The sequence below is a fragment of the Micromonospora sp. NPDC051296 genome, assembly GCF_040682255.1.
Lineage (GTDB): Bacteria > Actinomycetota > Actinomycetes > Mycobacteriales > Micromonosporaceae > Micromonospora > Micromonospora craterilacus.
Genome location: NZ_JBFBAO010000278.1, coordinates 1 through 9,629, shown reverse-complemented (window position 1 = coordinate 9,629; position 9,629 = coordinate 1). Strand labels below are relative to the sequence as shown.

At 71.9% G+C, this 9,629-nt stretch carries 8 protein-coding genes; 2 read left to right on the top strand and 6 right to left on the bottom strand.

Annotated elements, in window-relative coordinates:
• The 5 genes from AB0M52_RS24705 to AB0M52_RS24685 all read right to left on the bottom strand — a co-directional run.
• The coding region (locus AB0M52_RS24705; RefSeq protein WP_363958043.1) for an MBL fold metallo-hydrolase at positions 1 to 859 on the bottom strand (859 nt) is incomplete at its 3' end.
• 50 nt (positions 860 to 909) lie between these two features.
• A complete protein-coding gene (locus AB0M52_RS24700) occupies positions 910 to 1,932 on the bottom strand; it encodes a serine hydrolase (RefSeq protein ID WP_363958040.1) in 1,023 nt (340 codons plus the stop codon).
• A 177-nt stretch (positions 1,933 to 2,109) separates the two neighbouring features.
• Positions 2,110 to 2,871, bottom strand: a complete 762-nt coding sequence (locus tag AB0M52_RS24695) for a succinate dehydrogenase/fumarate reductase iron-sulfur subunit (RefSeq protein ID WP_363958038.1) — start codon at positions 2,869 to 2,871, stop codon at positions 2,110 to 2,112.
• Positions 2,868 to 4,805, bottom strand: coding sequence for a fumarate reductase/succinate dehydrogenase flavoprotein subunit (locus AB0M52_RS24690; protein WP_363958035.1), 1,938 nt, complete (start codon positions 4,803 to 4,805; stop codon positions 2,868 to 2,870). The genes AB0M52_RS24695 and AB0M52_RS24690 overlap by 4 nt, the downstream gene beginning before the upstream one ends.
• Positions 4,806 to 4,807: 2 nt before the next feature.
• Positions 4,808 to 5,500 (bottom strand): succinate dehydrogenase cytochrome b subunit, encoded by a 693-nt coding sequence (locus AB0M52_RS24685; protein ID WP_363958033.1) that lies wholly within the window; start codon positions 5,498 to 5,500, stop codon positions 4,808 to 4,810.
• Between the two features lie 77 nt (positions 5,501 to 5,577).
• On the opposite strand from AB0M52_RS24685, the gene AB0M52_RS24680 reads away from it, so the two are divergent.
• Positions 5,578 to 6,510, top strand: coding sequence for a LysR family transcriptional regulator (locus AB0M52_RS24680; protein ID WP_363958030.1), 933 nt, complete (start codon positions 5,578 to 5,580; stop codon positions 6,508 to 6,510).
• 66 nt (positions 6,511 to 6,576) lie between these two features.
• Positions 6,577 to 7,920, top strand: a complete 1,344-nt coding sequence (locus AB0M52_RS24675; RefSeq protein WP_363958027.1) for a squalene monooxygenase — start codon at positions 6,577 to 6,579, stop codon at positions 7,918 to 7,920.
• Here the strand turns inward: AB0M52_RS24675 and AB0M52_RS24670 are convergent.
• Positions 7,887 to 9,629: DUF3418 domain-containing protein (locus AB0M52_RS24670; protein WP_363958024.1), on the bottom strand; the 1,743-nt coding region annotated here is incomplete at its 5' end. The genes AB0M52_RS24675 and AB0M52_RS24670 overlap by 34 nt on opposite strands.

Here is a 9,629-nt window from a genome sequence, read left to right as displayed (position 1 = left end):
TGTAGAGCACCGTCGGGTTCGCCATCCCGCGCGCCGGCTGGCTGCGTACCTCGATCGCCTCGACCCGCTGGCGGCCGGCCACCACCCAGGAACTCCACAGGGTGCCGTTGCGGCGCAGCCCCCGCCCGGAGAAGTGCTGGGCGGCGGCGCAGGTGATCTCCATGTCGTTCACCCGGTGGGTCTGCGCCCAGTCCAGCTCGACGATCCGGTCCGCCGGGACTCCCCAGCGGTCGAGGTGGGCGCCGACCCCGAGCGGCACCAGGAACGGTGCCGACTGCCGGGCCGTCAGCTCCTGCACGGTCGTCATGTCGAGGTGGTCGTAGTGGTCGTGGGAGATCAGGATCGCGTCGAGGTTGGGTAGTTCGTCGAGGCGTACCGGTGGCTCGTGCAGCCGGCGCGGGCCGACCGCGGCTGACGGCGAGCAGCGGTCGCTCCACACCGGGTCGAGCAGCACCCGCCGCCCCTCGATCTCGATCAGGGCGGAGGCGTGGCCGTACCAGACGACGTTCAGCTCGCGGGCCCGGTCGACGTCGATCGCGGCGGTGGTGCGGACCAGCGGCACGGGGGCGGTCGGCCGGCGCTTCTGCTTGCCGAAGATCAGCTCTCGGAGCAGGTTGCGGTCCGGGGCGGGGACCATCGTCCGGGTACCCGCCCGGTTGTGGAACACGCCGTCGCGGAACTGCGGCGACCGGGCCGCCCGGTCGGCTCGCGTGCCGGTCAGCCGGCCGCCGAGGGCGGCCGGGATGTCCCAGGCCGCCCAGGCCAGGCCGGCCAGCCCGGCCAACGCGGCCAGGCCGACCGTCGCTCCGCTGATCCGCCGGCCGGTCGCCGGCCCCGTCGGCTCCTTCGGCGCCCGCATGGTCCCCCCTCTACTGCTCTCCGGGTCCACGGTAGCCGCCGCCGGCAGGTTCAGCCGCCGTTGCTCGGGCGGTACGGGTGACCGCGGTGGGTGGTGCCACTGCCGCCGACACCGGCGGTCAGGTCCAGGATGCGCCGCCCCAGCCGGGCCCGTGCCTGCACGGCGGGATGGGTGGCCCCGTAGTCGTCCGCGTCGGCCTGACCGTCGGCGAACAGCGCGTACGTCACCAGGGGGGCACCGGCTGCGTCGAAGATCACTCCGGCCTCGTGCCGCGCGTCGGCGAACCAGCCGGCCTTGGTGGCGATCCGGGCCCGCTCGGCCGAGGACATGGTGCGGCGGATGCCGTCGGTGAACGCCACCGGGGAGCGCAGCAGCCGCAGCACGAACGCGGTCGAGGCCGGCGAGAGCAGCGTGCCGGCGACGAGCGCCCGGAGCAGGTCGTGCGTCTCGCGTGGCGTGCTGGTGCCCAGGAAGAAGCGGTTCGGGTTGGCCACCGGCTGCACCTGCGTGTTGGGGAACCCCTTGGCCACCAGGATCTGGTTGAGCTCGGCGGCCGGGCAGACCAGCCCGCAGAGCCGGACGGCGGTGTCGTCGGAGACGGTCAGCAGGTTGGCCAGAGCGTGCCCCAGCGTGACCAGGCTGGGGTAGGCGCCGTCCAGGCTGAAGATCCCGTCGCCACCGGGCACCACGATCGCCGCGGTGACCTCCACCTGCTGGTCGAGCGTGAGCAGGCCGCGGTCGACCTTGTCCAGCACCGCGGTGGCCACGGCGATCTTGTTGACGCTGTACGCCTCGATCCGCCGGTCCGCCGATTCGTTCACCGCGACCAGCGGCTCCGCGGGGCCGGCGAGGCTGACGTACGCCTGCCAGTTTCCGCCGGCCCGGGTGCTCTCCCGGCGGTACGCGGCCCCGATCCGCGATGCGACCCGGTCGCCGCCGGAGCCGGCCGCGGTCTCCGCCTCGCGGGCGGGGTCAGCCGCGCGGCCCGGGTCGGCGGCGGCTGGCATGGCTCCACCCAACACCGTTCCGGCCGTGGCCACCGTGCCCAGGCCCAGCGCGGCCCTGCGGTTCATCCGAATGGTCAATGGTCTCTCCCGTCGGTCCCCTAGCGTGTCCTCCGGACACCCTAGGTCGATTGATCGACGCGCGTGATCCCGCTGAACTCGGCGTGCTGGTGAGGGTGGGGAAAACGGTCCGGCCGCCGTGCCCGGAAGGGGCAGCGGCGGCCGGTTGTGGTCGTCTCGTGGCGCTCAGGTGCCGGGGGTGTCGCCCCGCTTGGTGGTCGCCGCCAGGTAGTCGCGGTTCAGCCGGCCGATGGTGGTCAGCGGGATGCCCTTCGGGCAGACCGCGGTGCACTCACCGGCGTTGGTGCAGCCGCCGAAGCCGGCCTCGTCGTGCGCGTCGACCATGCCGACCACCCGGGTGTACCGCTCCGGCTGGCCCTGCGGCATCAGCGACAGCTGGGTGACCTTGGCGGCGGTGAAGAGCATGCCGGAGCCGTTCGGGCAGGCCGCGACGCAGGCGCCGCAGCCGATGCAGGCGGCCGACTCGAAGGCGGCGTCCGCGTTGGCCTTGGCCACCGGGACCGAGTGCGCCTCGGGGGCACTGCCGGTGGGCGCGGTGATGTACCCACCGGCAGCGATGATCTTGTCGAAGGCGTTGCGGTTGACCACCAGGTCCTTGATGACCGGGAAGGCCCGGGCCCGCCACGGCTCGATGTCGATCGTGTCGCCGTCGGAGAACTGCCGCATGTGCAGCTGGCAGGCGGTGGTGCCGCGCTGCGGCCCGTGCGCGTCACCGTTGATCATCAGGCCGCACATGCCGCAGATGCCCTCGCGGCAGTCGTGGTCGAAGGCGATCGGCTCCTCGCCGGAGAGGATGAGCCGCTCGTTGAGGACGTCGAGCATCTCCAGGAACGACATGTCGGGGGAGACGTCCTCGACCTGGTAGGTGACCATCCGACCCTTGTCCTGGGGGCCGGACTGACGCCAGATGCGCAGGGTCAGGTTCACTTGTAGCTCCGCTGCGTGGGGTGGACGTATTCGAAGTTCAGGTCTTCCTTGTGCAGCACCGAGGGCTGCCCGGTCGCGGTGAACTCCCAGGCCGCGACGTACGCGAAGTGGTCGTCGTCGCGCTGGGCCTCGCCCTCGGGGGTCTGGTGCTCGGCCCGGAAGTGCCCGCCGCAAGACTCCTCGCGGTGCAGCGCGTCGATGCACATCAGCTCGGCCAGCTCGAAGAAGTCGGCCACCCGGCCGGCCTTCTCCAGCGACTGGTTGAGCCCCTCGCCGTCGCCCGGCACCCGCACCCGCTGCCAGAACTGCTCCCGCAGGGCGCGGATCTCGTCGATCGCCTTGCGCAGCCCGGCTTCGGAGCGCTCCATGCCGCAGTGCTCCCACATGATCTGGCCCAGCTCGCGGTGGAACGAGTCCACCGTCCGGTCGCCGTTGATGGCGAGCAGCCGCTGGATCCGGTCCTCCACGTCCCGGCGCGCCTCGACGGCCGCCGGGTGACTGGCGTCGACCTGCTCGAACGACCCGGCGGCCAGGTAGTTGGCGACCGTGTTGGGCAGCACGAAGTACCCGTCGGCCAGGCCCTGCATCAGCGCCGAGGCGCCGAGCCGGTTCGCGCCGTGGTCGGAGAAGTTCGCCTCGCCGATCACGAACAGGCCGGGGATGGTCGACTGGAGGTCGTAGTCGACCCAGAGGCCGCCCATCGTGTAGTGCACGGCGGGGTAGATCCGCATCGGGACCTCGTACGGGTCCTCGCCGGTGATCCGCTCGTACATCTCGAAGAGGTTGCCGTACTTGGCTTCGATGGCCTTGCGGCCGAGCCGGTTGATGGCGTCGGCGAAGTCGAGGTAGACGCCGAGCTTGGTCGGGCCCACGCCCCGACCCTCGTCGCAGACGTTCTTCGCGGCCCGGGAGGCGATGTCCCGGGGCACCAGGTTGCCGAAGGAGGGGTAGATCCGCTCCAGGTAGTAGTCTCGCTCGTCCTCGGGGATGTCCCGCGGGTTGCGGTCGTCGCCCTTGGCCTTCGGCACCCACACCCGGCCGTCGTTGCGCAGCGACTCGCTCATCAGGGTCAGCTTCGACTGGTGGTCGCCGGAGACCGGGATGCAGGTCGGGTGGATCTGGGTGTAGCAGGGGTTGGCGAAGTACGCGCCCTTGCGGTGCGCCCGCCAGGTCGCGGTGACGTTGCAGCCCTTGGCGTTGGTGGAGAGGTAGAAGACGTTGCCGTAGCCGCCGGAGGCGAGCACGACGGCGTCGGCGAACTCCGTGGTGATCTCGCCGGTGACCATGTCCCGGACCACGATGCCCCGGGCCTTGCCGTCGACGATGATCAGCTCCAGCATCTCGTGCCGGGCGTTCATCTCCACGTTGCCCAGGCCGATCTGGCGTTCCAGCGCCTGGTACGCGCCGAGCAGCAGCTGCTGGCCCGTCTGGCCCCGGGCGTAGAAGGTGCGTTGCACCTGGGCGCCGCCGAACGAGCGGGTGTCGAGCAGGCCGCCGTACTCGCGGGCGAACGGCACGCCCTGGGCGACACACTGGTCGATGATGTTGACCGAGACCTCGGCCAGCCGGTGCACGTTCGACTCCCGTGACCGGAAGTCACCGCCCTTGACGGTGTCGTAGAAGAGCCGGTGCACCGAGTCGCCGTCGTTGCGGTAGTTCTTGGCCGCGTTGATGCCGCCCTGCGCGGCGATCGAGTGGGCCCGGCGCGGGCTGTCCTGGTAGCAGTACGACTTGACCCGGTAGCCCTGCTCGGCGAGCGTGGCCGCGGCGGATCCGCCGGCCAGGCCGGTACCGACCACGATCACGGTCATCTTGCGGCGGTTGGCCGGGTTGACCAGCTTGGCCTCGAAGCGGCGGCGATCCCAGCGGGTCTCGATCGGGCCGTCGGGCGCCCGGGTGTCGGCGACCGGGTCGCCCTCGGTGAAGAGATCCATGGTCAGGACACCAATCCGGTGAGTACGGCGAACGGGACCAGGAGATAGCCGGCGCAGAGCGCGACGGCGAAGACCAGCGCCACCACCCGGGCCCGCTGCTCGCCGCGCGGGGTCTGCTGGCCGAGGCTGCGCAGTGCGCTGAACACGCCGTGCCGCAGGTGGAAGCCGAGGGCGACGACCGCCAGGGTGTAGAAGAGCGTGACGTACCAGCGCGCCGGGGCGAAGTCGGCGACCACGTTGGCGTACGGCCGGGACGGGTCGCCGATCGGGTTCAGCGTGCCGGTGGTCAGGTCGAGGATGTGGTAGACCACGAAGAGCAGGATGATCACTCCGCCCCAGCGCATGGTGCGGGCGGCGTAGCTGCCGCGGACCTTCTTGCGGTGGGCGTAGCGCACCGGGCGGGCGGCGCGGGCGCGCAGGGCGAGCACCGTGGCGGCCCAGATGTGCAGGAGCACCGCCGTCAGCAGTCCGACCCGCTGGATCCACAGGAACCCGGCGTTGGGCAGCAGCGGGGCGCCCAACTCGCGCAGCCATTCGGCGTAGTGGTTGAACGACATGGCACCCGTGAAGACCTTCAGGTTGCCGAGCATGTGTGCGATGAGGAACAGCACCAGGAGGATGCCCGTCACCGCCATGACGGCCTTGAGGCCGACATTGGATCGGATGGGCGACCGCGTTCTTGTCGTGACTACCACGCAGCCGACGCTAGGAGCAGTTTGATCAGTCGTCCAATGCATCGACACCGCAGTCTTGATAGCCATAAGCTATGTAGATGCAGCTCCATCAGCTGAGGTACTTCGTCGCGGTGGCCGAAGTACGACATTTCACCCAGGCGGCCGACCTCGTCGGCATCACCCAGCCCTCGTTGAGTAAGCAAATTCACGCCCTGGAGGACACCCTGGGTGCCCCGCTGTTCGAGCGGGTAAGAGGCAACATCACCCTCACCGCGGCCGGCGAGGTGCTGCTTCCCCTGGCCAAGCGGATCCTCGCCGACGTCGACACCGCGACCCGGGAGGTGCAGGAACTGGTCGGCCTGCGGCGGGGCCGGGTCCGCCTCGGTGCCACGCCGAGCCTCGCCACCTCCCTCGCGCCGCCGGTGCTGCGCCGGTTCCGCGACGCCCACCCCACCGTCGACCTGCGGGTGGAGGAGGGCGGCTCCCAGGACCTGGTCCGTGACCTGCTCCGCGGCGACCTGGACCTGGCGCTGATCATCATGCCCGCCCAGGGCACCGACCCCGGGCTGCGCGCCGACCCGATCCTCACCGAGAGCCTGGTGGTCGCCTCGGTCGACCCGCTGCCGACCGCCTCGCCCACCGGCGACCTGCGCGTCGCCGACCTGCGCGACCAGCCGCTGGTGATGTTCCGCGAGGGCTACGACCTGCGCGACGCCACGCTCCAGGCGTGCCGGGACGCCGGCTTCGAACCGACCCTGTCGGTCGACGGCGGGGAGATGGACGCCGTGCTCAGCTTCGTCGAGGCCGGGCTGGGCGTCGCCCTGGTCCCCGGCATCGTGGTGGCCCGCCGGCCCGGGATCCGGGTAACCCGACTGGCCCCGCCCGGGGTGCGGCGCACCATCGCGGTGGCCCGCCGCCGCGACGTGGTGCCCACCCACGCGGGCCGCGAACTACGCCGCATCCTCCTCGACTACGTGCACACCGCCACCGCCGCCGACGAACTGCCGCCCGGCGTGGAACCGCTCACCTGACAACCGTCCGAATACAGGGCACGCACGAAGAAGTTTCTCGACCGCCGGGCTGGATAGGCTGCCGGCATGGCAGCCTCCGGTCACGCCGTCGTCGTCGGTGCCAGCCTGGGGGGCCTGCTCGCGGCCCGCGCGCTGGTGGACACGTTCACCGAGATCACCCTGCTGGACCGGGACACGCTGCCGGCCGAACCGGCGCACCGTCGCGGCGTGCCGCAGGGCCGCCAGGTGCACGTCCTGCTCGCCCGGGGGCGGCAGGTCCTGGAGGAACTGTTCCCCGGGCTGGGCGCCGACCTGCACCGCCGGGGCGCCACACCGGTCGATCTGCACGGTCAGGTGCACTGGTACAACGACGGTCACCGGATGCGCCCGGCCCGTTCCGACCTCACCGGCTTCGGCATGAGCCGTCCGCTGCTCGAACAGGCGGTTCGGGAACGGGTGGCCGCCCTGCCCGGGGTACGCATCGTGCCGGAGTGCGAAGTCACCGGGCTGACCGCCACGCCCGATCGCCGCCGGGTCACCGGTGTGCGGCTCGCCCCGACCACCGGCCTGGGGGACAGCCTTGCCGCCGATCTCGTGATCGACGCCGGCGGCCGGGGCAGCCGCAGCCCGATCTGGCTGGCCGAACTCGGCTACCCGACCGCCCGGCAGGAGCGGGTGGAGGTCGGGGTCACCTACGTGACCCGCCGCTACCGCCGGGAGGCCGGCCAACTGGACGGAATGCTCGGCGTACTCGCCAACGCGATGCCCGGCCGCCCGCGGTACGGCGTGGTGGCGCCGCAGGAGGGTGACCGGTTCGCGGTCACCATGGCCGGGATCCTGGGCGAGGAACCACCGGTGGACGACGACGGCTTCGCCCGGTACGCGGCCTCGTTGACCGCGCCGCAGGTCGGCGAACTGGTCCGCGACGGGGAGCCGCTGGACGAGCCGGTGCGGATGCGTTTTCCGGCGAGCGTCCGGCGTCGGTACGAGAGGCTGGCCCGGTTCCCGGACGGCTATCTGGTCTTCGCCGACGCGCTGTGCAGCCTCAATCCGGTCTACGGGCAGGGCATCACGGTCGCCGCGGGGCAGGCGTTGCTGCTGCGCCGTCTCCTCGCCCGCGACCATGACCGGCTGGCCCGACGGTTCTTCCGGCGGGCGGCCCGCATGATCGACGCGCCGTGGTCCATAGCTGTCGGCGCGGACCTCCGCTTTCCCGGCGTTCGCGGCCGACGCACCCTGATGGTCCGCTTCGTCAACGCCTACCTGGCCCGGCTGCACGCCGCCGCCGCGGACGACGCCGTGCTCGGGGCCGCGTTCCTGCGGGTACTCAACCTGATCGACCCGCCGGCCCGGTTGCTCGGCCCGGACGTGGCGCTCCGGGTTCTCGTCGCTGGACGTCAACGCCCCTCGGCGTCGTCCATCGCTCGGTAGATCCGCTGCTCGGAGACCGGGTACGGAGTGCCCAGGGCCTGGGCGAAGACGTTCACCCGCAACTCCTCGATCATCCAGCGGATCTGCCGCGCCGGGGCGGAGTTCCGGCGGGCCGGCGGCAGCGCCGCGACCATCTCGTCGTACTCCCGCTGGACCACCGCGATGCGGTCCTGCTGCTGCTTGTCCCGGGGCGGGTTGCCGGGCAGCCGGTCCAGCCGCCGCTCGATCGCGGTCAGGTAGCGCAGCAGGTCGGGCAGGCGGGCGTACCCGGCCTCGGTGATGAACCCGGCGTGCACCAGCCCGCTGAGCTGGGCGCGGATGTCGGCCAGGGCGGCCACCACGGCCAGGTTCCGGGTCGCGCCGAGCCGCTGCTGCACCGCGTACGCGGCGGTGAGCACCGCCCGGACCCGATCCATCACCTCCACCACGGTGTCCACCAGCCCGGCCCGGACCTTGTCCCGCAGCGCGGCGAAACCCTCGGCGTCCCAGACCGGGCCGCCGGCATCGGCGACCAGCTTGTCGATCGCCGCCCCGGCCGCGTCCTCGATCAGCGCCTGCACCCCACCGTGCGGGTTGCGGGACAGCGCCAGCTTCGCCTCGTTGGTCAGGCGCCCCTGGAGGAATTTCGCCGGCGACGGCACGGTCAGCCGCAGCAGCCGCCGGGTGCCCGCCCAGTGCGCGGCCTCCTGCTCGGCGGGGGAGTCGAACACCCGCACGCCGACCGTGGTGCCCTCGTCCACCAGCGCCGGGTACGCGGTCACCGCGTACCCGGCCCGCACCTGCTCGATGGTGCGCGGCAGGGTGCCGACGTCCCACCCGGTCAGCCCGGTGCGGGCCACGTCCGGCGCGGCGGCGGCCACCACCTGGCGTACCTCGGCCTTGAGCTGGCGTTGCAGGGTCGGCAGGTCCTTGCCCTCGGCGACCGGCTTGTCGTCCTCGCCGAGCACCCGGAAGGTGACCCGTAGGTGCGGCGGCAGCTTGGCGACGTCCCAGGCGTCCCGGGGCACGGTCACCCCGGTCATCCGGCGCAGCTGCCGGGTCAGCGCGTCCAGCAGCGGCTCCTCGCCGGGGGTGATCGCGGCCAGCGCCGCGCGGGCGTAGTCCGGCACCGGGACGAAATTGCGCCGCACCGGCTTCGGCAGCGAACGGATCAGCGCGATGACCAATTCCTCGCGCAGCCCGGGGACCTGCCAGTCGAAGCTCTCCGCCGGCACCTGGTTGAGCAGCGGCAGCGGAATGTCCACCGTGACCCCGTCGGTCGGGGTACCCGGCTCGAACGTGTAGGTAAGCGGCAGGTGCACCCCGTCGGCGCTCCACTGGTCGGGGTAGTCGGTCTCCGCCACCCCGCCCCGGCCCGCGTTGACCAGCAGCTCCCGGGTGAAGGTGAGCAGCTGCGGCGACTCCTGCCGGGTCTTCTTCCACCAGCTGTCGAAGTGCCGCCCGGAGACCACGTCGGCGGGGATCCGCTCGTCGTAGAACTGGAAGATCGTCTCGTCGTCGACCAGGATGTCCCGCCGTCGGGCCCGGTTCTCCAGCTCCTCCACCTCGGTCAGCAACCGCTGGTTGTCCCGCCAGAACTGGTGGTGGGTGGACCAGTCACCCTCGACCAGGGCGTGCCGGATGAACAACTCCCGGCTCAGCGCCGGGTCGATCCGGCCGAAGTTCACCTTGCGGGAGGTCACCAGCGGTACGCCGTAGAGGGTGACCTT